Here is a 22,033-nt window from a genome sequence, read left to right on the forward strand (position 1 = left end):
TTTGGCGACGAGGCCCGCCGTCTGCCATAGTCGGAGCCACGACCCCCATTGACCCGGGCCAGGTCGTCTTCACGGCCGTGGATTACACCCCCCCGATCCACGGCCGTCTCACGGAAGCCCCCAGGCGCCGCATGACGGCGGACGGGGGCTTCTGTGCATCCAGGGCGGGCGGTCAGCGGTCGGTCAGCGGTCGGACACGCGCATCTCGAACCAGGTGGTCTTGCCGCGCGGCTGCAGATCGACGCCCCAGCGGTCGGAGAGCTTGTCGACGAGGAAGAGCCCGCGGCCGCTGATGTCCAGCTCCTGGACGGGCATCAGGCAGGGCAGACCGCGCGAGGGGTCGCGGACCTCGACGCGGATCCAGCCGCGGCGGCGCATCAGCCGCAGGGCGAAGACGCGCGCCCCCGTGTGCCGGACCGCGTTGCCGACGAGTTCCGAGACGAGTAAGACGGCGTGCTCCGAGATCTGGGGAGTCAGCGCCCACTGACGCAGCACGACACACTGGGTGAGCCGGCGGGCCACGGCGGCGGACTCGGGACGGGACGGCAGCCGGACGTCGTCCTCGGCCGGATTCCCGTACAACTCCAGGGCTTTGAGGGCCTGTTCGTCCTCGACGGTCGGTACCCACCGTGCGGCGGTCGCACCGCCGTGCTGCCGCGGTTGTTCCACACCCTCCAGGCCCGCCATGCCCCCATCATGGCCGGACGGACAGGGGCCGCGTGGCCGTTCCGGAGGATTCGATACCCCGGAATCGACAATTCCGGATGATTCCTCCGGCATATGCCAGAGGCGGGCGGCGGTACCCGCGAGTAGGTAGGGGACCGCCGCCACCGCCGGTCAGACGAACTTGGCCTTGCCCGGCCCCTCCTCGACGAAACTGCGCATTCCGCGCTCCCGGTCCTCGGTCGCGAACAGCCCGGCGAACCAGGTGCGCTCGATCGCGAGCCCGGTGTCGATGTCGGTCTCCAGGCCCTGGTCGATCGCCTCCTTCGCGGCACGCAGCGCGATGGCGGGGCCCTGGGCGAGCTTCGCGGCCCAGGCGTGCGCCTGCTCGTACACCTCGGCAGCCGGGACGACCCGGTCGACCAGACCGAGCGCGAGGGCCTCGTCGGCCTTGACCATCCGGCCGGTGAAGATGAGGTCCTTGGCCTTGGAGGGGCCGATCAACCGGGACAGCCGCTGGGTGCCGCCGGCGCCCGGGATCAGACCGAGCAGGATCTCGGGCTGGCCGAGCTTGGCGTTGTCCGCGGCGATCCGGTAGTCGGCACAGAGCGTCAGTTCGCAGCCTCCGCCCAGGGCGTAGCCGGTGATCGCGGCGACGACGGGCTTGGGGATGCGGGCGATCGCGGTGAAGGAGTCCTGGAGCGCGCGCGACCGCTTGACCATGGCCGCGTGGTCCATGACCTGCATCTCCTTGATGTCCGCGCCGGCCGCGAACACCTTCTCGCCGCCGTACAGGATCACGGCCCGTACGTCGTCGCGGTCGGTCGCCTCCTGGGCCAGCTCGCGCAGCCGGTCCTGGACGGCGATGTCGAGGGCGTTCATCGGAGGGCGGTCGAGGCGGATCGTACCGACGCCTTCGGCGACTTCGAGGTTCACAGTCATACCCGGCAGGTTAGCCGCCGTTAACGACAAGGGACCCGGTGCTGTTGCTCACAGCACCGGGTCCCTCGCTCGGTCGGGCCCGGGGACTACTTGATCCACTCCGACCAGGACATGTTCCAGCCGTTCAGGCCGTTGTCCGGAGCGATCTGCTTGTCCTTCGAGTTCTTCACGACCACCACGTCGCCGATGAGCGAGCGGTCGTAGAACCAGGCCGCCGGGGTGGTGCTGTCGCCCGCGCCGCGCGCGTCGCGCAGACCGACGCAGCCGTGGCTGACGTTGGCGGAGCCGAAGGTCCCGGAGGACGCCCAGTAGTTGCCGTGGACGAACGTGCCCGAGGTGGACAGGCGCATCGCGTGCGGCACGTCCTTGATGTCGTACTCACCGCCGAAGCCGACCGTGGCGCCGTTCATCCGGGTCACCTTGTACTTCTCGCTGATGACCATCTGACCGTTGTACGTGGTCGTGGACGGGGCGCCCGCGGTGATCGGGATCGTCTTGATGATCTTGCCGTCGCGCTCGACCTTCATGGTCTTGGCGCTGGCGTCGACCGTGGAGACCTGGCGGCGGCCGATGGTGAAGGAGACCTTCTTCTTCTGCTTGCCGTAGACGCCGGGGCGGCCCTCGACACCGTCGAGGTTGAGCTCGACGGTCACCTTGGTGCCGGCGGCCCAGTAGTTCTCCGGGCGGAAGTCGAGGCGGTCGTTGCCGAACCAGTGGCCCTCGACCTGCACGGCGGGCGTCGCGGTGACCTTGATGGCCTTCTCCACGGCCTCCGGGTCGGTGATGCCCCGGGTGAAGCGGATGGAGACCGGCATGCCCACGCCGACGGTCGAGCCGTCCTCGGGCGTGTAGTGGCCGATGAAGGTGTTCTTCGGGACGAGCGTGGTGAAGGTGGTGTCCTTGGCCGACTCACGCCCGTCGGTGTCCTGCGCGACCGCGTGGACCTTGTACTGCGTACCGGCGGCGAGGTGGCCGACGGGCTGCCAGCTGGCGCCGTCCGCCGATATCTTGCCCTCGACCTCGGCGCCCTTGCTGTCGGCGACCGTGACCGTCGTCAGCTTGCCCTGCTCCGCCGTCACCTTCAGCGCGCCGCTGGTGGCGACCGAGTCGGCGCCGTCCTTCGGAGCGATCGTGACGACCGCCTTCGACGCGGCGATCTCCTGCTTGCCGCCCTGCGCCGGATCCTGCCCGCCCTTGCCCCCGTCGGCCGGGTCCCCGCCCCCGCACGCCGTCAGGACCAGGAGCAACGCCCCCACAGCCAGAGCCTGCAGACGCGCGCCCCCGCGTCGCCGTCCGCGCCCCACCCCGGCCGATATCGGCTGCCCGTTCAAAATGGTCGTCTCCCCTCGCACGGCCTGGTCTCACCACGGCCCGCACCCCCGTGCGCATCCATCGCGCGCACGGCGATAGATAATCACACCGCAGGACACGAAAGTTCCACGTGAATGTCACCGTTCAGTCCCAGTTGCACCAGGAACCGTGCACGTGGGACCGGTCGGCGAGGGGTCGACGGGCTCATCGCAGAGCGGAGCCCTCCGTCCACTCCGCCCACTCCATGTTCCAGCCTCCGAGGCCGTTGTCGGGAGCGACCTTTCGGTCACGGGAGTTGACCACCTCGACGACGTCGCCGATGAGCGTACGGTCGAAGAACCACCCCGCCGGGGAGTCCGGGCTGCCGCCCTTGTCGTCCCGCAGACCGACACAGCCGTGGCTCACGTTGGCCGAGCCGAACGTGGAGGGATCGGCCCAGTAGTTGCCGTGCAGGAACGTTCCGGAGCTGGTGAGCCGCATCGCGTGCGGCACGTCCTTGATGTCGTACTCGCCGCCGAAGCCGACCGTCCTGCCGTCCATCCGCGTCACGTCGAACAGCTCCGTGACGACCATCTTCCCGTTGTACGTCGTCGTCTTGGGCGCCCCGGCCGTGATGGGCACGGTCGCGAGCAGCTCGCCGTCCCGGTGGACCTTCATGGTGTGCTCGGCCGCGTCGACCACCGAGACCTGGGAGCGCCCGACCGTGAACCCGACCGTCTTGCTCTGGATGCCGTACACGCCGGGCGCGCCCTCGAGGTCACGCAGCGCCAGCTCGACCGTCACCTTGGTACCGGGACGCCAGTACTCCTCGGGGCGGAAGTCCAGCCGCTCCTTGCCGAACCAGTGGCCGACCACCTCGACCGGCGGGTCGGAGGTGATCCTGATGGCCCGTTCGACGGCCTCGCGGTTCTCGATGGCCCGGTTGAAGCCGAAGGAGACGATCATGCCCGTGCCGACCGTGGAACGGTTCTCCGGCTTGAAGTAGCCGATGAAGCGGCTCTCGGGGACGACGGTGGTGAAGGTCGAGTGCCGGGCGGAGCGCCGGCCGTGCGCGTCGAGCGCCACGGCGTCCACGCTGTACTTGGCGGCCAGCGCGAGCCGGGAGTCCGCCGTGGGCCGCCAGCGCAGCCCGTCCTCGCTGATCTCACCGGCCACCTGGGTCCGCTGCGCGTCCTCGACCCGGACGACGGTGACCCGCTCCAGGCGGCCGCTGTCGACCCGTACCTCGATCGGCCCCTCGGCCGGCACGCCCTTGCTGCCGTCCTCGGGGCTGATCCGGATGACGTCACCCGGTGCCCGCGCCTTCCCGGGCAGCGGGAGGTCGATACCGCCGCCACCACCGCCGCCGCCGTCGCCCTTGTCGGTGCAGCCCGCCAGGCCCGCCATCAGTGCCGCCACCGCGAGGGCGTAACCCGCCCGCTTCCATACAAGTGTCACGCTCAGCCCAACGACGGCCACCCTCCAGGGGAAACGTGCGTGCGGGTCATGTTGGGAGTACGGCGGTACGGGCAGAACAGGTGGGAGGACCCCGTACGGGGCGCCGCGGCCGGGACGCCGCGGTGTCCGCCCGGTACGGGGCCCGACGAGCCGCGGGAGGCCGACAGGTGTCGAGCGCAGCCGAGCAGGAGGCGGTACGGGACGGAGTGGGGCTCCCGCCTGCCCCGGAGCAGGTCCGGCCGGTGGTGTGGCCGGGGGCTCCGACGCCGTTGGGGGCGCGCTGCCGGGTCGGACCGGACGGCGTGGCGGGGACGAACTTCGCGCTGTGGGCCGGCGGGGCGGAGGCCGTCGAGCTCTGCCTCTTCGACGCCGACGGGGCGGAGAGCCGGCTCCCGCTGACCGAACTGACCCATGAGATCTGGCACGGCTTCGTGCCCGGGGTGGGCGCCGGGCAGCGGTACGGCTTCCGGGTCCACGGCCGCTGGGACCCGTGGACGGGCGCCCGCTGGAACCCGGCGAAGCTGCTCCTCGACCCGTACGCGCGGGCGGTGGACGGCGACTTCACGCTGCCGCCGGAGGTGTACGGGCATGTGCGGGACTGGCCGCAGCAGCATGTGGCCGACACGGTGCGGGACGGCCGGGACTCCGCTCCGCACGTACCGAAGGGTGTCGTCGTCCTGGACGACGACGACTGGTCGGACGACCGCAGGCCGAAGACGCCCTGGCCCGACTCGGTCATCTACGAGCTGCACGTGAAGGGCTTCACCAAGCGGCATCCGGGCATCCCCGAGGAGCTGCGCGGCACCTACGCGGGCCTCGCGCACCCGGCGGCCGTCGACCATCTCGTACGGCTCGGGGTGACGGCCGTGGAGCTCCTCCCCGTACACCAGTTCGCGCACGAGGACCATCTGCTGCGGCGGGGGCTGCGGAACTACTGGGGCTACAACTCCATCGGGTACTTCGCCCCCCACGCCGGTTACTCCTCGTCGGGGACCACCGGGCAGCAGGTCGGCGAGTTCAAGCGGATGGTGCGGGCCCTGCACGCGGCCGGGATCGAGGTCATCCTCGACGTCGTCTACAACCACACGGCCGAGGCGGGCGAGCTGGGGCCGACGCTGTCGCTGAAGGGCATCGACAACCGGGGCTACTACCGGCTCCAGTCCGACGCCCGCCGCTACGCCGACTACACCGGCTGCGGCAACACCCTGCACGTGGTGCAGCCGCAGGTGCTGCGGCTGATCACCGACTCGCTGCGGTACTGGGTGACGGAGATGGGCGTCGACGGCTTCCGCTTCGACCTCGCGGCCGCGCTCGCCCGCTCGATGCACGACGTCGACATGCTCTCCCCCTTTCTGGCGGTCATCGCCCAGGACCCGGTGCTGCGGCGGGTCAAGCTGATCGCCGAGCCGTGGGACGTCGGCAACGGCGGCTACCAGGTCGGCGCGTTCCCGCCGCTGTGGACCGAGTGGAACGACCGCTACCGCGACGCGGTGCGGGACTTCTGGCGCGGTGCGCTGCCCGACGTACGGGATCTCGGCTACCGGCTCTCCGGATCGAGCGACCTGTACGCGTGGGGCGGCCGGCGGCCGTACGCCTCGGTCAACTTCGTCACCGCCCACGACGGCTTCACGCTGCGGGACCTCGTCACGTACGAGCGGAAGCACAACGAGGCCAACGGGGAGGGCAACCGGGACGGCACCAACGACAACCGGGCCTGGAACTGCGGGGCGGAGGGCGAGAGCGACGACCCGGAGGTGGGCGCGCTGCGGCTGCGGCAGCTGCGCAACCTGCTGACGACGCTGCTGCTGTCGACGGGCGTGCCGATGCTGGTCGCGGGCGACGAGATGGGCCGTACGCAGGGCGGCAACAACAACGCGTACTGCCAGGACAACGAGACGAGCTGGCTGGACTGGTCGCTGCCCGAGGACCCGGGGCGTGCCGGGCTGCTCGCCCTGACGCGGCGGCTGCTCGCGCTGCGCCACCGCCATCCGGTGCTGCGCCGCCGCGCGTTCTTCTCGGGCCGACCGCAGGGCGCGGACGGGCTGCGGGACCTGGCGTGGTTCTCGGCGGACGGCACGGAGATGACGGAGGGCGACTGGTACGCGCCGGCGGCGACGCTGGGCCTCTATCTCTCGGGCCGCGACATCCCGGGCCGCGACGCGCGTGGCGCCCAGGTCACCGACGACAGCTTCCTGGCGATCCTGCACGCGGGGTCCCGTCCGGTGGAGTACCGGCTGCCGGGTCCGCCGTGGGCGGAGTCGTACGAACTGGTCCTGGACACCGCCCTGGAGGACCAGACGCGTCCCCCGGGGACGGTCCACGCGGGCGGGGGGACGGTGACGGTGGGGGCGCGCTCGGTCTGGCTGCTGCGGGTCGGGGGGTGAGGGGACCGGCGGTCAGCCGCGGCCCAGGATGCCGCGGTCGTACCCGACCGCCACCGCGGCGGCTCGGTCCTTGACGCCCAGCTTGGCGTAGATGTGCGTCAGATGGGTCTTCACCGTCGCCTCGCTGATGAAGAGTTCGGCGGCGAGGGTGCGGTTCGAGGTGCCCTTGGCGACGAGTTCGAGGACTTCGCGCTCGCGGGCGGAGAGCGTCTCGTCGGCGGGCGCGGTGGGGGTGCGGACGCGGGAGACGAGCCGGGAGGCGACGGCCGGGGACAGGACGGTACGGCCCTCCGCGGCGGCCCGGACGGCGGCGAACAACTCCTCGCGGGGCGCGTCCTTGAGGAGGTAGCCGGTGGCGCCCGCCTCGATCGCCTGGAGGGTGTCCGTGTCCGTGTCGTACGTGGTGAGGACGAGCACCCGGGAGCGGGCGCCGCACCGGGTCAGTTCGGCGATGGCGTCGACGCCGTTGCCACCGGGCATCCGCAGGTCCATGAGGACGACGTCCGGGTCGAGGCGCAGGGCGAGTTCGACGGCCTCGACGCCGTCGGCCGCCTCACCGAGGACGTCGAAGCCGGGTTCGGCCGCGCCGGGGCCGGCCGCGGTGAACATGCCGCGCAGGCCGTCACGTACGACGGGATGGTCGTCGACGATCAGCAGGGTGATGCTCGTTCGGTCAGCCATGGTGCACCAACGGTACGCGGGCGGAGATCGCCGTGCCCTCGCCGGGCGCCGTCTCCACGGTGACGCAGCCGGCGAGGCGTTCGGCCCGGGCCCGCATGCCGTCGAGGCCGAACCCGCCTCCGCCGTCGGCGGTGGTGGAGCGGGCGGGGACGCTCCGGGGGTCGAAGCCGTGCCCGTCGTCCCGTACGTCGAGGGTGACCTCGTCGCCCATGTACGAGAGGGTGACGCCGGCCCGGGAGGCGCCGGAGTGGCGCTCGGCGTTGGCCAGGGCCTCCTGGGCTATCCGCAGCAGGGTGGCGGCGACCTCGTCGTGGAGGGGCTCCTGCGTGCCGGTGACCGTGAACCGGGTGGTGACGCCGGTCCGTTCGGACCAGGTGGCGACGGTCTTCTTCAGCGCCTCGGGAAGGCTGTCGTGCTCCAGGGCGGCCGGGCTCAGGTTCTGCACGGACCGGCGGGCCTCGCCGAGGCTGTGGCGGGCGAGGTCGGCCGCGCGCTGGACGTGGACGCGTGCGAGGCCGGGGTCGGGGGTGGCGGTGACGACCTGGAGCTGGGCGATGATCCCGGTCAGGCCCTGGGCGATGGTGTCGTGGATCTCGGCGGCCAGGCGGCGCCGCTCGTCGGCGACCCCCGCCTCGCGGGCCTGCAGGAGCAGTTGGGCCTGGAGGGCGGCGTTCTCGGCGAGGGCCTCTTCCAGCCGGGCGTTGGTGCGGGCGAGTTCGGTGATGGTGACGGCGCGTTCGGAGGCCTTCTCGATCTCTTTCGTACGGAGGTGGGAGAAGACCATGGCGAGGCAGGCGTTGAGGGCGAAGAGGCCGCCGAAGGCGACCCAGTTGACGAGCGCCGCGGGCGGCAGGCCGCCGGACTGGGCGCCCGCCATGGTGACGGCGGTGCACAGGAGTCCGGCGCGGGCGAGGCGGCGGGGCAGGAGCTGTACGGCGTCGAAGAAACCGATGCAGGCGTAGACGGAGAAGAACGGGTTGAGCCAGGTGAGCGCGAACGCGAGGGCGGTGCGCACGACGAAGTAGCAGAGGGACGCGGCGCTGGGGGCGCCGGGGACGAGGTGGGGCGTGGTGTCGTCGGCGTCCTCGGTGGTGTGCGGGGGCGCGATGCCCTGCGCGACCGCACGGCGCCGGTGGACGTCCCATCCCGCCTGGAGGGCGAGGGCGGCGACGACCAGGACCGCGGCCGTCGTCGGCTCCGTACCGTGCATGACCAGGTCGGCGGCCGCGGCGGCGAGGACCGTGGCGACGGCCAGCAGGCCGTACGGTCCCCAGCGGAAGAACTGTTGCCAGCGTTCCTCGACCGTCGTCGCCGTCATCGGCTCTCGCCCCCCGTACCGTCGTTCCCGGCTGTCACTCCCAGCGGAACCAGCGGGCCGCCGTCGCGGTCAGCAGCACCGTCCACAGGGCCATGGTCCCGAGCGCCGCCCACCCCGGCCAGCCGCCGGACGTCGCGGCGTCGAGGGCCTGCGAGGCCGCGCCGAACGGCGTGACCTGGACGATGCGTTGCAGCGTATCCGGCATGGCCTGGACCGGGACCCAGACGCCCGCCGTGAACATCGTCGGGAAGAAGACGGCCGACCCGACCGCGGTGGCGATCTTCTGGGTACGGGAGACGGCGCAGACGGCGGCGCCCAGGGCGAGACCGCCGGCGATCGCGAGCAGCAGCGCGAGCACGTACCCGGGGAGGTTCTGCGGCAGCCGGACGCCGAAGGCCAGCCGGCCGACGACGATCACGAGCGCGGAGGAGACCAGGGCCGCGGCGCCGTGCAGGGCGATCTGGGCGGTGAGGAGGGAGGCCGGCCGGACCGGGGTGGTCGACATCCGTCGCAGGATGCCGCGTTCGCGGTAGCCGGCGAGGACGGGCGGCATGGCCTGGAGACCGGACATGATCATGGCGAAGAGGACGGAGACGGGGACGTAGAGGTCGATGACACGGCGGCCGCCGAGGTCGTCGGACGCCTCGCGGAAGGACGGGATCAGCCCCAGGATCACCAGGAGGACGGTCGGCGAGACCATCACCCAGAACAGGGAGCCGGGTTCGCGGGAGAAGAGGCGGGCCTCGGTCTTCAGGACCATGGTGGTGGCGGCGCTCATCGGTGGTCGGCTCCTGTCAGGTCGAGGAAGGCGTCGTCGAGGGTGGCGTCGGTGACCCGGAGCTGTTCGGCGGTGACGGCGCGCCGGGCGAGGAGCTGGATGAACGCGTTGACGGTCGCGTCGGTGCCGGTGACGACGGTCCGGCCGTCCTTGGTCTCCACGGACGCGGCCTGCGGCAGGGCGCGGAGTTCGGCGGGGTCCAGGGCCGTCTCGGCGGCGAAGGAGATCACCCTGGAGGCGGCGGCCCGTCCGATCAGCCCGTCGGGGGTGTCGAGCGCGGCGATCCGTCCCTGGTCGATGACGGCGATCCGGTCGCAGAGGCGCTGGGCCTCCTCCATGAAGTGGGTGACGAGCAGGACGGTCACTCCGCCCGCCCGGATGTCCTCGATGAGGGTCCAGGTGTCGCGCCGGGCGCGCGGGTCGAGCCCGGTGGTGAGCTCGTCGAGGACGACGGCCCGCGGGTTGCCGACCAGGGCGAGGGCGATGAACAGCCGCTGCTTCTGCCCGCCGGAGAGCTTCCCGAACCGTGCCTTCAGATGGGCCTCGAGTCCGAGGCGCTCGGCGAGCGTCCGCCAGTCGGCGGGCCGCTCGTAGAAGGAGGCGTACAGCTCCAGGGCCTCCCGTACCGTCAGCTTGGCCTGGAGCTCGCTCTCCTGGAGCTGCACCCCGAGGATCCGCGTGACGTCGGCGTGCCGGGCGACGGGGTCGAGCCCGCCGACCCGCACGGTCCCGGCGTCCGGGCTCCGCAGCCCCTCGACGCACTCCACGGTCGTGGTCTTGCCGGCCCCGTTGGGCCCGAGGATCCCGAAGATCTCCCCCTCGTCGACCGCGAACGACACACCGTCGACGACCGTCCGGCCGCCGTAGGCCTTGCGCAGGCCCTGAACCTCGATCATTGGCATGCCCCCAGACTGGCCGCGGGGGCCGTACGGGGGTATCGGCCATCACGCTCGAAGCGCGATCAACCGATCGGTTGATGCCGGTACGACCCGTGGCCTCCCCCGCGGCCGACAACCCGGCCTCGAGCCGCGCCACCACGCACTCCTCAGCGCTCGAAGTACGCCTCGGCCGTCGTCATCCGGTTCCCGCCCCTGTGCTCGTAGCCCGGATGGTCCACGGGGTCGGGAAAGTCTCCGGCCTGCGGGTATGCCGGTCAAGGGGTGGATCGGGAGGGCCCGGGGCGGGGAAATTCGGGTGAGGGATGTCAGTGGTGAACCCTAGGCTCGGACCTGATGCCCGGAGAACATGCAGTAGACAACGATTCCCCCGATCCCCGCCGCTCGACCGTGCGCTCCTTGGCGCGGCTGTGGCCCTATGTGCGGCCTGTGCGCGGGCGGTTGGCGTGGGCCGCCGTCGTCGCGATCGTCGCCTCGTGTCTGTCGCTCGTCATCCCGCTCGTCCTGAAGTGGATGGTGGACGGGCCCGTCGCCGAGGGCGACCCGGGCGGGGTGTGGCTCGGGGCCCTGTATCTGCTGCTGCTCGGCATCGCGGAGGCCGTGCTCTTCGGGTTCCGGCGGTGGCTGGTGGCCCGGCCGCTCGCCGGGGTCGAGGCGGGCATGCGGGCCGCGCTGTACCGGCGGCTGCAACGGCTGCCGATCGCCTTCCACGACCGGTGGGCCTCGGGCCAGCTGCTCTCGCGCGCCACCACCGATCTGATGCTGCTGCGGATGTTCCTCGCGTTTCCGCTGACGTTCTTGCTGGTCAACGCCGTGACGATCCTCGCCGGTTACGTCCTGCTGCTCGGCCAGGACTGGACGCTCGGGCTCGTGCTGCTCACGCCCGTCGTCCCGCTGGTGATCCTCTGCGCGCTGTTCGAGACGAAGTACTCCATGGTGGCGCGCCGCGCCCAGGACCAGGTCGGCGATCTGACGACCGTGGTCGAGGAGAGCGTCCTCGGCATCCGGATCGTGAAGGGCTTCGGGCGGCACCGCAGCCAGGCCCTCGCGTTCCGCGCGCTGGCCGAGCGGCTGCGCGGCACGGAGCTGGTCAAGGCGCGGATGCTCGCCGGGATCTGGGCGCTCATCACGATCATCCCCGAGCTGGCGATCGGCGCGGCCCTGGTGCTCGGCACCGTCCAGGTCGCCGACGGGGAGCTGTCGGCGGGCACGCTCGTCGCGTTCCTGTCGACGGCGCTCGCGCTGCGCTGGCCGGTGGAGTCGATCGGCTTCCTGCTCGCGATGAGCCAGGAGGCGGCGACGGCGACGGAACGGTACTTCGAGGTGATGGACGCGGCGGAGGAGAGCCAGGGACCCGAGCCGGCCAAGGGTCCGAGCGCCGCGTCCTCGTCCGCGTCCTCGTCCTCGTCCGCCGACGGGGTGCGGTTCGAGAACGTGTCGTTCCGCTACCCCGACGCGCCCCCCGACGCCCCTCCCGTGCTCGACCGCGTCGATCTGCACATCCGGCCCGGCGAGACCCTCGCCCTCGTCGGCGGGACCGGTTCGGGGAAGACGACGCTCACCGCCCTCGTACCGCGGCTGCACGAGCCGACCGGCGGGCGGATCCTGCTGGACGGCGAGGACATCACGCTCATGGAGCGCGAACGGCTCCGCACGCTCGTGTCGATGGCCTTCGAGGAGCCGACCCTCTTCTCGGCGAGCGTCGGCGAGAACGTCCTGATGGGCGGTACGGAGGGAGCAGGCGAGCCCGAACTGTGGCGCGCGCTCGACGTCGCCCAGGCGGACGGCTTCGTGGGGGCGCTGCCCGAGGGGGCGGCCACCCAGGTCGGCGAGCAGGGGCTGAGCCTCTCCGGCGGCCAGCGCCAGCGCCTCGCCCTGGCCCGCGCGGTGGTCGGCCGGCCCCGCTTCCTGGTCCTCGACGACCCGCTCTCCGCGCTCGACGTCCACACGGAGGCCCTCGTCGAGGCCGCCCTCCGCGAGGTCCTCCGCGACACGACGGCCCTGGTGGTCGCCCACCGCCCGTCGACGGTGCTGCTCGCCGACCGGGTGGCGCTGCTGTCGGGGGGCCGCGTCGCCGCGGTCGGCACCCACCACGAACTGCTGCGCGGCAACGCCGAGTACGCCTGGCTGATGTCCGGCGAAGGGGCTGAGGAATGATGACGGATCCGATGACGGCGACGAAGACGGCGAAGGCGAAGGGGACGCGTACCGCCGAGATCGCCGACGCCGGACGCCGCGACGGCGGCGGCGATCCCTTCGACCGGGACGACCTGCCCACCGCGCCCGGGGCCACCGGCGTCCTGCTGCGGTCGCTGCTCGCCGCCCACCGCGCCCGCGTGGCCGTCGCCGCGCTCGTCCTGCTCCTCCAGCAGGCCGCCGTGCAGGCCGGTCCGCTGCTCGTCGCGTACGCCATCGACCGCGGCGTGCCCGCCTTCCGTGACGGGGACTACGGCCCCCTGGTGGCCGTCGCGGTCGGGTACCTGGTCTGTTCCGTGGCCGGCGGACTCCTCCAGTACGCCTTCGTGCGCGGCGCCGCCCGGGTCAACCAGGACGTGCTGCTGGACCTGCGCGGGCGGATCTTCCGGCACGCACAGGTGCTGAGCGTCGACTTCCACGAGCGGTACACCTCCGGCCGGCTCATCTCGCGGTCCACCACCGACGTGGAGTCCCTCCGCGAGCTGCTCGCCGAAGGGCTCCAGGAGCTGATCGGCGTCGTCCTCGCGTTCGTCTACATCTCGGCGATGCTGCTCTGGCTGGACCTGGGCATCGGCGCGGTCGCCGTCGCCTCCTTCGTGCCGCTGTTTCTGCTGGTACGGATCTACCAGCGGCGCGCGGGCGTCGTCTTCGCCGAGCGGTCCACCGCCATCGCGGGCGTGATCGTGAAGTTCGCCGAGACGATGAACGGGATCCGGCCCGTGCGGGCGTTCCGCCGCGAGCGGGCCAACGACGCCGAGTTCGCCGCGCTCAACCGGCGGCACGAGCGCTCCAACGGCGACGCGCTCCTGGAGATGGCGCGCTATGTCGTCGGCTCGCGGCTCGTCGCGAACACGGCCGTGGCCGGCATGTGTCTGTGGGGCGCGTACCGGGTGGCCGGCGGGACGCTGGCGCTGGGTGTGCTCGCGGCGGCGGTGCTGTACATGCGGCGGCTGTACGACCCGATCGACCGGCTCGGCATGTTCCTCAACTCGTACCAGTCGGCCGCCGCCTCCCTCGCCAAGATCGCGGGCCTGCTGGCGCAGGAGCCGGGGGTCCCGGAGGCCGACGCGCCGCGTGAGCTTCCGGAGCGCCGGGGCGGGCGTCCCGGACGGGAGGTCGTCTTCGACGGGGTGCGGTTCGCGTACCGGACGGGTGGCGAGGTGCTGCCCCGCTTCGACCTCGCGATCCCGGCGGGTCAGACGGTCGCGGTGGTCGGCTCCACGGGCGCGGGCAAGTCGACGCTCGCCAAACTGCTGGCCCGGTTCTACGACCCGACGGAGGGGCGGGTGCTGCTCGACGGCGTCGACGTCCGCGACCTGGAGACGGCCGAACTGCGGCGGGGCGTGGTGATGGTGACCCAGGAGGCGTTCCTGTTCTCCGGGACGGTCGCCGAGAACATCGCGATCGGGCGGCCGGACGCGACCCGGGAGGAGATCGAGCAGGCGGCGAAGGCGATCGGCGCGCACGACTTCATCGCGGGGCTGCCGGACGGGTACGACACGGACGTACGGAAGCGGGGCGGCCGGATCTCGGCGGGTCAGCGGCAGTTGGTGGCCTTCGCCCGCGCCCTGCTCGCGGACCCGGCGGTCCTGATCCTGGACGAGGCGACCAGCTCGCTGGACGTGCCGGGGGAACGGGCGGTGCAGCGGGCGATGGACACGGTGCTCGCGGGCCGTACGGCCGTGGTGATCGCCCACCGCCTCTCGACGGTGGAGATCGCGGACCGGGTGCTGGTGATGGAGGCCGGCCGGATCGTGGAGGACGGCACCCCGTCGGACCTGGTGGGCGGCGAGGGCCGCTTCGCGACCCTCCACCGCGCCTGGCGGGACAGCCTGGTGGGATGAGCCCAGGCGTCACGCGCGCCCCGGGTGGACCTCAGGCGGACGTCACGTACTCAGCCGTTCCCTCAGCCGTTCCCTCCGCCGTACGCCGTCCCCTGAGCAGGCCCACGCACAGCGCCGCCGCGCAGAGCATCACCACGGCCGCGCCGCCCGCCGCCCAGTTCAGGGCGTCGGTGAAGGCGGTGCGGGCCGCGTCCAGGACCGGGCCCGGGGTGGCGAGCGCGCCGCCCAGGGTCTCGCGGGCCGCCGCCGGGGCCGAGGCGGGCATGGCGGCGGTGTAGACGGCGGCTCCGATCGAGCCGAGGGCCGCCATGCCGAGCGCCCCGCCGAGCTCCGAGCCCGATTCGAGGACGGCGGCCGCGGCGCCCGCCCGCTCGGGCGGGGCCGCGCCCAGGGCGCTCTCGTTGGCCAGGGTCATGGCGGAGACGAGACCGGAGGCGTAGACGGTGGCGCCGGTCACGACCGCCCAGAGCGGGGTGCCGGTGCCGATGAGCGTCAGCGAGGCGAAGCCGCCCGCGGAGAGCAGGAAGCCGCCCGCCATCACGTACGCCCGGTCGATCCGCTGGGCGAGCGCCGCGCCGGCGGGGGCGGCGACCATGACGCCCGCCGACGGGACGAGGCTCCACAGCGCCGCCTCGAACGGGCTCCGGCCGAGGACGGACTGGAGGTACTGGGTGAGGAAGACGGCGAAGCCGACGGTGGCGAGCATCGCGAGCAGGTTGGCGAGGACCGAGCCGCCGTAGGCCCGTGTGCGCAGCAGTCTGAGGTCCACCATCGGTTCCGCGAGCCGGGTCTGACGGCGCAGGAAGACCAGGGCGAGGAGCAGGCCCGCCGCGATCGTGAGGAGTGGCAGCGGCCGTGCGCCGTCCTCGGCGAGTTCCTTGATGCCGTGGATCAGGGGCAGCAGCGCGGCCAGGGAGAGGAGCGCGCTCGCCCAGTCGAAGCGGCCGCGGGCTTCCGGCCCCCTGGACTCCGGCAGGAGGACCGGGCCGAGGAGCAGGAGCAGGAGCATCGCCGGCAGGTTGACGAGGAACACCGAGCCCCACCAGAAGTGTTCGACGAGCGCGCCGCTGACGACCGGGCCGAGCGCGATCCCGCCGGCCATGACGGCCGTCCAGGCGGTGACGGCCTTGGCGCGCTGGGCGTCGTCGCGGAAGAGCGTGCGGATCAGGGCCAGCGTGGACGGCATCAGGCAGGCGCCGCCGACGCCGAGCAGCGCGCGGGCGGCGATCAGCGTGCCGGGGCTGTGCGCGTAGGCGGCGGCGAGGGAGGCGGCGCCGAAGAGTCCGGCGCCGGCGAGGAGCAGCCGGCGGCGGCCGATCCGGTCCCCCAACGCCCCCATGGTGATGAGGAGTCCGGCGAGGACGAAGCCGTACATGTCGAGGATCCACAGCTGTTCGGTGGCTCCGGGGCGCAGGTCGGCGCTGATGGAGGGGATGGCGAAGTACAGGACGGAGACGTCCATGGAGACGAGGAGCAGCGGCAGCATCAGCACGCCGAGCGCGGTCCATTCGCGGCGGCCGGCGAGGGCCGCTTCCGGTGGTGTCGTGAGCGTCATGCGGGGAGCGAAGCAGCCCGGCGCGTACGGTGCCACCCTCGCCCTAGTGCACCCTCGCAGGGGCGATGAACCACCAGCTCATCCGTGCGTACGGGCGCGAGGTGCACTAGTACACTGCCCGCCGTGACGACTCCGCCGCCCTACCTCGCCATCGCCGCCGAGATCCGTCGGAGGGTCCACGCGGGGGAGCTCTCCCCCGGCGACCGCGTCCCCTCCACCCGGGCCATCACGCGTGAGTGGGGCGTGGCGATGGCGACGGCCACGAAGGCGCTCGCGGCGCTGCGCCAGGAGGGCCTCGTCCGGGTCGAGCCGGGTGTCGGGACGGTGGTCGTGGTCGGATCGGCCGGCGGCCCGGCCACGGAGGCGCTGAGCCGTGACCGGATCGTCCGGGCCGCGCTCGAACTCGCCGACAGCGAGGGCCTGTCGGCGCTCTCCATGCGCCGGATCGCCACGCGGCTCGGCACGTCGACCATGGCGCTGTACCGGCATGTGCCGGGCAAGGGCGAGTTGGTGCGGCTGATGGCGGACGCCGTCTGCGGAGAGGTGCCGCTGGGGCCGGTGCCGGCGGACTGGCGTACGGGTCTTGAGCAGGCGGCCCGCTGGCTGCGCGCGGTCTACGCGCGGCACCGCTGGATGGCGCACGCGATGGCCTCGTTCACCAGACCGATCGCCTCACCGAACGCGATGGCGTACACGGAGTGGGTGCTCGGGGTGCTGCGGGGCACGCCCCTGACGCCCTTCGAGAAGATCCACACGCATCTGGTGATCTTCGCGTATGTCCAAGGAGTGGCCATGGCCGACGACTTGGAGGAGCAGGCGCGGCAGGACTCGGGGATCTCGGACGGCGAGTGGATGGAGCGGAACGAGCCACGTTATGACGCGATCTCGGGCGGTGGCGCCTATCCGCTGCTCAGCAGTCTGAGCGAGGGCGAGGAGTTCGAGCTCGACCTGGAGACGCTCTTCGAATTCGGGCTGAGGAGAACGCTGGACGGCGTCGCGGCCATGATCGACGAAACGTCCGGTTAACGAACACGACCATTCGGGCACCGGACGATTTCCGGCCAACTTATTGACGCGCTCCTGACAGATACGTGTCATCACTGCCACTCTCTCCCCGACTCGTCAGTGAGTTCGTGCTCCACAGCTCTGTTTGCTCTGCCCGGGCGACCGACCCAGCCGTCCGGTACCCCCCTCGCAAAAGGAGTCTGCGTGAGATCCACGCCCAGCCGTCGCGCCACCGCGACCGGCGCTCTGATCGCTGCCGCCGCCATGATCGCCGTCACCGTCCAGTCGGGTTCCGCCACCGCGGCGGACGATCCGTGGACGGCCGCGCCGAAGGCCCAGGCCGCGGGCCAGGCCAACCCCGGCAAGCTGCCGGCCGACCTGTCCCCCGCCCAGCGCACCGCGCTGATACGCGCGGCCGACGCCGACAAGGCGGCGACCGCCAAGTCCCTCGGCCTCGGCGCCCAGGAGAAGCTCGTCGTCCGGGACGTCGTCCAGGACCGCGACGGCACGACGCACACCCGCTACGAGCGCACCTACGCCGGACTCCCCGTGCTCGGCGGCGACCTGGTCGTCCAGGAGACCAAGGCCGGAGTGACCCAGGGCGTCACCAAGGCCTCCCGCGCGGAGCTGAAGAACGTCGATATGACCGCCGACGTCGCCCCGGCCGCCGCCGAGAAGCAGGCGCTCGGCGCCGCCGCCGCGGAGGGCTCGAAGAAGACCTCCGCCGAGCGCGCCCCGCGCAAGGTCGTCTGGATGGCGCAGGGTTCGCCCGTCCTCGCGTACGAGACCGTCGTCGGCGGCCTCCAGCACGACGGCACCCCGAACGAGCTGCACGTCGTCACCGACGCGAGCACGGGCGCGAAGCTGTACGAGTGGCAGGCCGTCCACACCGGTACCGGCAACACGCAGTACAGCGGCCAGGTGACGCTGGGCACCGCGCCGTCGTACACGCTGACCGACACCGGCCGCGGCAACCACAAGACGTACAACCTCAACCGCGGTACGTCCGGCACCGGGACGCTCTTCTCCGGCTCCGACGACATCTGGGGCGACGGCACCCCGCAGAACGCGGAGACCGCCGGCGCGGACGCGCACTTCGGCGCCGGGGTCACCTGGGACTACTTCAAGAACGTGCACGGCCGCTCCGGCATCCGCGGTGACGGCGTCGGCGCGTACTCCCGGGTCCACTACGGCAACGCGTACGTCAACGCCTTCTGGCAGGACTCCTGCTTCTGCATGACGTACGGCGACGGCGCGGGCAACACCAAGCCGCTCACCTCGATCGACGTGGCCGCGCACGAGATGTCGCACGGCGTCACCTCGAACACGGCCGGTCTGGTCTACAGCGGGGAGTCCGGCGGCCTGAACGAGGCCACCTCCGACATCTTCGCGGCGGCCGTCGAGTTCTACGCCAACAACGCCTCGGACAAGGGCGACTACCTCGTCGGCGAGAAGATCGACATCCGCGGCAACGGCACGCCGCTGCGCTACATGGACAAGCCCAGCAAGGACGGCTCGTCCAAGGACGCCTGGTACTCGGGCATCGGCGGCATCGACGTCCACTACTCCTCGGGCCCGGCGAACCACTGGTTCTACCTGCTCTCCGAGGGCAGCGGCGCCAAGACCGTCAACGGCGTCAACTACGACTCGCCGACCTCCGACGGCCTGCCCGTCACCGGCATCGGCCGTGACAAGGCCGCGCTGATCTGGTTCAAGGCGCTCACCACCAAGTTCAGCTCGAACACCAACTACGCCGGTGCGCGCACCGGTACGGTCGCGGTGGCCACCGAGCTGTACGGCGCCGGCAGCCCCGAGGTCCTGGCCGTCGAGCACGCCTGGGCCGGCATCAACGTGGGCTCGCGCCCCGGTGGTGGCAACCCCAACCCCGGCAAGGTCTTCGAGAACGCGGCCGACGTGTCCATCCCGGACAACGGCGCCGCGGTGACCTCCACGGTCAACGTCACCGGTATCACCGGCAACGCGCCCTCCACCCTCAAGGTGGACGTGGACATCGTCCACACCTACCGCGGTGACCTCGTCGTCGACCTCGTCGCCCCCGACGGCTCGGTCTACAACCTGCACAACCGCTCCGGCGGCAGCGCCGACAACATCGTGCAGACCTACACCGTGAACGCCTCCTCGGAGGTCGCCAACGGCGCCTGGAAGCTCCGTGTCCAGGACCGGGCCTCGATCGACACCGGCTACATCAACAGCTTCAAGCTCACCTTCCCGTAACAGCGAGGCTGTGACGACAAGTGAGTGACGGACGCCCGGGGGGCTCGTGCCCTCCGGGCGTCCGTGCGTGTGTGCGGGGGCGCCTGCAAGGATGGGCCAATGGAGCCGACTGAGATCGTCCGGGGTTTCTGGGACCGTATGCAGGCGAGGGACTGGACCGGTCTTGCCGCGTTGCTCGCCGACGACCTGGTGGTGGAGTGGCCGGCCAGCGGCGAGCGGATCGTGGGCCGGGAGAACTTCGTACGGGTCAACGCGGAGTACCCGGAGGGGTGGTCGATCCGGGTCCTGCGCGTCGTGACGCAGGGCGAGGACGTGGTCTCCGAGGTCGAGGTCCCCCACGACACGATGGGGGTGCACCGGGTGGCGTCGTTCTGGACGGTCAGGAACGGGACCATCACCGGCGGACGGGAGTACTGGACCGAGGTGGGCGCGGATCCGTCGCCGGAGTGGCGCGCGGCGTACGTGCAGAGGCTGACGCCGTGATCAGGGTGCTCCTCGCGGACGACGAGACGATGATCCGGGCCGGGGTGAAGGCGATCCTCGCCGCCGACCCCGGGGTCGAGGTGGTCGCGGAGGCCGGCGACGGCCGGGAGGCCGTCGAGCTCGCGCGCCGCCACCTTCCCGACGTGGTCCTGCTCGACATCCGGATGCCGAGGCTGGACGGGCTCGGGGCGGCGGAGGAGCTGCGCCGTGCGGTGCCGGACGCGGCGGTCCTGATGCTGACCACGTTCTCCGAGGACGCGTACATCGCCCGGGCCCTCGGCTCGGGCGCGGCCGGTTTCCTGCTGAAGTCGGGCGACCCGAGGGAACTGCTCGCGGGGGTACGGGCGGTGGCCGGCGGGGCCGCGTTCCTCTCCCCCGAGGTCACCCGCCGCGTGATCGCCCACCTCCCGACCGGCCGCCTCTCCCGCGCGGCGGAGGCCCGGGAACGGCTGGAGCCCCTGACGGCCCGGGAGCGCGAGGTGGTGGCCCTGGTCGGCGCGGGCCTGTCGAACGGTGAGATCGCGGGCCGCCTGTACGTCGTGGAGGGCACGGTCAAGGCGCACGTGAGCGCGGTCCTCGCCCGCCTGGGCCTGAAGAACCGGGTACAGCTGGCGATCCTGGCGTACGAGGCGGGGTTGGTGGACGGGGCGGGCGCGGCGGAGGACTGACGGCCGGTCGGCGCGGCGGGCAGCCCGGGCGTCACTTTCGTCAGGGGTCCCCGGACCGCACGTGCGGGAAGCTGGGGGGATGCGGCGTGAACGACTTCGGGAGCTGGTCCTCGACCTGGGGCTGTGGGGGGTGCTCGTCTGTCCCGTCCTGCTGCGGCTCGATCCCGACGACGGCGGATCGTGGGGGCAGGTCGCCGTGGGGGTCGTCGGGCTCGGGGCCGGGGTGGCCGTCTGCCGGGTCCTGCCGCTGCTCGCGCTCGCCCTCGCCGTCGCGCTGAGCCTCGCCACCTCGCCGGAGCTGTTCACCCCTCCGTACGCGCTCGCACTCGTCGTCTTCGGCTATCTCGCCGGGCGGCGCCAGCGGCACACCCGTGCCGCGCTCGCCCTCTTCGCCGCGATCGCGGTCCTCGGCTTCGCCCTCGTCCCGCTCTCGGACGGGAACGTCTCCCAGGGCTTCACCGTCGTCCTGGTCCTCGCCCTGGCGATCGTCGCGCCCTGGCTGACGGGCCGGTACGTGCGCCAGTACGCCCGGCTCGTGCGGGCGGGCTGGGAGCTGGCCGCCCGCATGGAGGGCGAGCAGGCCGCCGTCGCCGACCGGGAGCGGCTGCGCGAACGCTCCAGGATCGCGGGCGACATGCACGACTCCCTCGGCCACGACCTCGCGCTGATCGCGCTGCGGGCCGCCGCCCTCGAGGTCGACCCGGGACTCGGCGCCCGGCAGCAGGCCGCGGCCGGTGAGCTGCGCGTGGCGGCCGCCGACGCGACCGCCCGGCTGCGCGACATCATCGGCGTCCTGAGGACCGGCGAGGACGGTGAGGGGAGGGGGACGAGCGCCCCGATGACCCCCGTCGGGGAGACCGTCGAGGAGGTCGTGGAGCGGGCGCGCGCCTCCGGGCTGCGGGTGGAGCTGACGGTGACGGGTCCGGGCGGTGAGACACCGCCGATGGTCGACCGGGCGGTCCACCGGCTGGTGGTGGAGTCCCTCACGAACGCGGCCAAGCACGCCCCGGGCGCCCCGGTCCGGGTCGCGCTGGAGCGCGCGGCCGACACGCTGACGGTCTCGGTGTCCAACGGCCCCGGGACGGGGGCGCACGGGGAACGGGGCCCCTCCGGCGGCACCGGCCTCGTCGGGCTCGACGAGCGCGTCCGGCTGGCCGGGGGTCGGCTGACCCATCGCGCCCGGGCGGACGGGGGGTTCGCCGTCCGGGCGGTACTGCCCCTGGCGCCCGGCGCGACGGCGGCGGCCCCCGCCCAGCCCGCCGCGCCCACCTCCGTACGGGAAAGGGACCGCGCGCGGCAGCAGGTGCGGCGCGGGCTCGCGCAGGCGATCTGGATCCCGCTCGCGCTGGTCGCCGCGCTCGGTGTCGTGATGCTGGTCTTCGGCCTCTGGACGCAGTCCCGGTCCTTCCTGGACCGGGACGACTACGTCTCCCTGCGCGTCGGCGACCCCCTGTCCGCCGACGCCGAGCGCCTTCCGCCGCACCCGCTCGACGGGCCGCCCGCCGACGCCCCGCCGGAGCCGTCCGGCATGGACCGGTGTCTGTACTACCGGGCGACGCTGACGGCGACGGTGCCCGTCTACCGCCTCTGCCTCGTCGACGGGAGGCTCGCGGGCAAGGCGGTCGTGGAGTGAGGGG

17 protein-coding genes are annotated in these 22,033 nt (G+C 72.4%); 8 read left to right on the plus strand and 9 right to left on the minus strand.

Going from position 1 to position 22,033, the window contains the following annotated elements:
* Window positions 1–183: 183 nt before the first annotated feature.
* From ACZ3OF_RS21730 to ACZ3OF_RS21745, 4 genes are all read right to left on the minus strand, one after another.
* Window positions 184–687 (minus strand): ATP-binding protein, encoded by a 504-nt coding sequence (locus ACZ3OF_RS21730; RefSeq protein ID WP_361672332.1) that lies wholly within the window; start codon window positions 685–687, stop codon window positions 184–186.
* 150 nt (window positions 688–837) lie between these two features.
* Window positions 838–1,605 carry an enoyl-CoA hydratase/isomerase family protein gene (locus tag ACZ3OF_RS21735; RefSeq protein WP_361672335.1) on the minus strand — a complete coding sequence of 256 codons (768 nt, stop codon included), beginning with the start codon at window positions 1,603–1,605 and terminating at the stop codon, window positions 838–840.
* Window positions 1,606–1,691: 86 nt separating this feature from the next.
* The gene (locus tag ACZ3OF_RS21740) at window positions 1,692–2,936 is read right to left on the minus strand and encodes a L,D-transpeptidase (protein WP_361672338.1); all 1,245 of its coding nucleotides are present in this window, start codon (window positions 2,934–2,936) and stop codon (window positions 1,692–1,694) included.
* Window positions 2,937–3,120: 184 nt separating this feature from the next.
* Window positions 3,121–4,302 carry a L,D-transpeptidase gene (locus tag ACZ3OF_RS21745; RefSeq protein ID WP_361672709.1) on the minus strand — a complete coding sequence of 394 codons (1,182 nt, stop codon included), beginning with the start codon at window positions 4,300–4,302 and terminating at the stop codon, window positions 3,121–3,123.
* 218 nt (window positions 4,303–4,520) lie between these two features.
* Between ACZ3OF_RS21745 and glgX the strand changes: the two genes are divergently transcribed.
* Entirely contained in the window at window positions 4,521–6,737 is a 2,217-nt protein-coding gene (gene glgX, locus ACZ3OF_RS21750) for a glycogen debranching protein GlgX (protein WP_467306279.1), read from the plus strand.
* A 12-nt stretch (window positions 6,738–6,749) separates the two neighbouring features.
* On the opposite strand, the gene ACZ3OF_RS21755 is transcribed toward glgX, so the two are convergent.
* The 4 genes from ACZ3OF_RS21755 to ACZ3OF_RS21770 are packed head-to-tail and all read right to left on the minus strand — an operon-like array spanning window position 6,750 to window position 10,416.
* Window positions 6,750–7,418, minus strand: a complete 669-nt coding sequence (locus tag ACZ3OF_RS21755; RefSeq protein WP_361672341.1) for a response regulator transcription factor — start codon at window positions 7,416–7,418, stop codon at window positions 6,750–6,752.
* The gene (locus ACZ3OF_RS21760; protein ID WP_467306282.1) at window positions 7,411–8,736 is read right to left on the minus strand and encodes a sensor histidine kinase; all 1,326 of its coding nucleotides are present in this window, start codon (window positions 8,734–8,736) and stop codon (window positions 7,411–7,413) included. The genes ACZ3OF_RS21755 and ACZ3OF_RS21760 overlap by 8 nt, the downstream gene beginning before the upstream one ends.
* A gap of 34 nt (window positions 8,737–8,770) precedes the next feature.
* Complete coding sequence (locus ACZ3OF_RS21765) at window positions 8,771–9,514, minus strand: ABC transporter permease (protein WP_467306284.1); 744 nt, start codon at window positions 9,512–9,514, stop codon at window positions 8,771–8,773.
* Window positions 9,511–10,416, minus strand: a complete 906-nt coding sequence (locus ACZ3OF_RS21770) for an ABC transporter ATP-binding protein (protein WP_361672350.1) — start codon at window positions 10,414–10,416, stop codon at window positions 9,511–9,513. The genes ACZ3OF_RS21765 and ACZ3OF_RS21770 overlap by 4 nt, the downstream gene beginning before the upstream one ends.
* 330 nt (window positions 10,417–10,746) lie before the next feature.
* Here ACZ3OF_RS21770 and ACZ3OF_RS21775 point away from each other — a divergent pair, with 330 nt between their 5' ends.
* Both ACZ3OF_RS21775 and ACZ3OF_RS21780 read left to right on the plus strand, forming a co-directional pair.
* Window positions 10,747–12,567, plus strand: coding sequence for an ABC transporter ATP-binding protein (locus ACZ3OF_RS21775; protein WP_467306287.1), 1,821 nt, complete (start codon window positions 10,747–10,749; stop codon window positions 12,565–12,567).
* 11 nt (window positions 12,568–12,578) lie between these two features.
* Complete coding sequence (locus ACZ3OF_RS21780) at window positions 12,579–14,450, plus strand: ABC transporter ATP-binding protein (protein WP_467306446.1); 1,872 nt, start codon at window positions 12,579–12,581, stop codon at window positions 14,448–14,450.
* Between the two features lie 31 nt (window positions 14,451–14,481).
* Here the strand turns inward: ACZ3OF_RS21780 and ACZ3OF_RS21785 are convergent, their stop codons facing one another.
* Window positions 14,482–16,005 (minus strand): MFS transporter, encoded by a 1,524-nt coding sequence (locus ACZ3OF_RS21785; protein ID WP_467306288.1) that lies wholly within the window; start codon window positions 16,003–16,005, stop codon window positions 14,482–14,484.
* A gap of 123 nt (window positions 16,006–16,128) precedes the next feature.
* Here ACZ3OF_RS21785 and ACZ3OF_RS21790 point away from each other — a divergent pair, with 123 nt between their 5' ends.
* The 5 genes from ACZ3OF_RS21790 to ACZ3OF_RS21810 all read left to right on the plus strand — a co-directional run bounded on the left by ACZ3OF_RS21790 (window position 16,129) and on the right by ACZ3OF_RS21810 (window position 22,029).
* Window positions 16,129–17,031 (plus strand): TetR/AcrR family transcriptional regulator C-terminal domain-containing protein, encoded by a 903-nt coding sequence (locus tag ACZ3OF_RS21790; protein ID WP_467306290.1) that lies wholly within the window; start codon window positions 16,129–16,131, stop codon window positions 17,029–17,031.
* Between the two features lie 183 nt (window positions 17,032–17,214).
* On the plus strand, window positions 17,215–19,245 hold the full coding sequence (locus ACZ3OF_RS21795) for a M4 family metallopeptidase (RefSeq protein ID WP_467306293.1): 2,031 nt from the start codon (window positions 17,215–17,217) through the stop codon (window positions 19,243–19,245).
* Between the two features lie 99 nt (window positions 19,246–19,344).
* Window positions 19,345–19,728, plus strand: a complete 384-nt coding sequence (locus ACZ3OF_RS21800; RefSeq protein ID WP_467306295.1) for a nuclear transport factor 2 family protein — start codon at window positions 19,345–19,347, stop codon at window positions 19,726–19,728.
* Window positions 19,725–20,396, plus strand: a complete 672-nt coding sequence (locus tag ACZ3OF_RS21805; RefSeq protein ID WP_361672370.1) for a response regulator transcription factor — start codon at window positions 19,725–19,727, stop codon at window positions 20,394–20,396. The genes ACZ3OF_RS21800 and ACZ3OF_RS21805 overlap by 4 nt, the downstream gene beginning before the upstream one ends.
* Before the next feature lie 79 nt (window positions 20,397–20,475).
* The gene (locus ACZ3OF_RS21810) at window positions 20,476–22,029 is read left to right on the plus strand and encodes a sensor histidine kinase (RefSeq protein WP_467306297.1); all 1,554 of its coding nucleotides are present in this window, start codon (window positions 20,476–20,478) and stop codon (window positions 22,027–22,029) included.
* Window positions 22,030–22,033 lie beyond the last annotated feature (4 nt).

Source organism: Streptomyces sp. NPDC022552 (genome assembly GCF_055561875.1).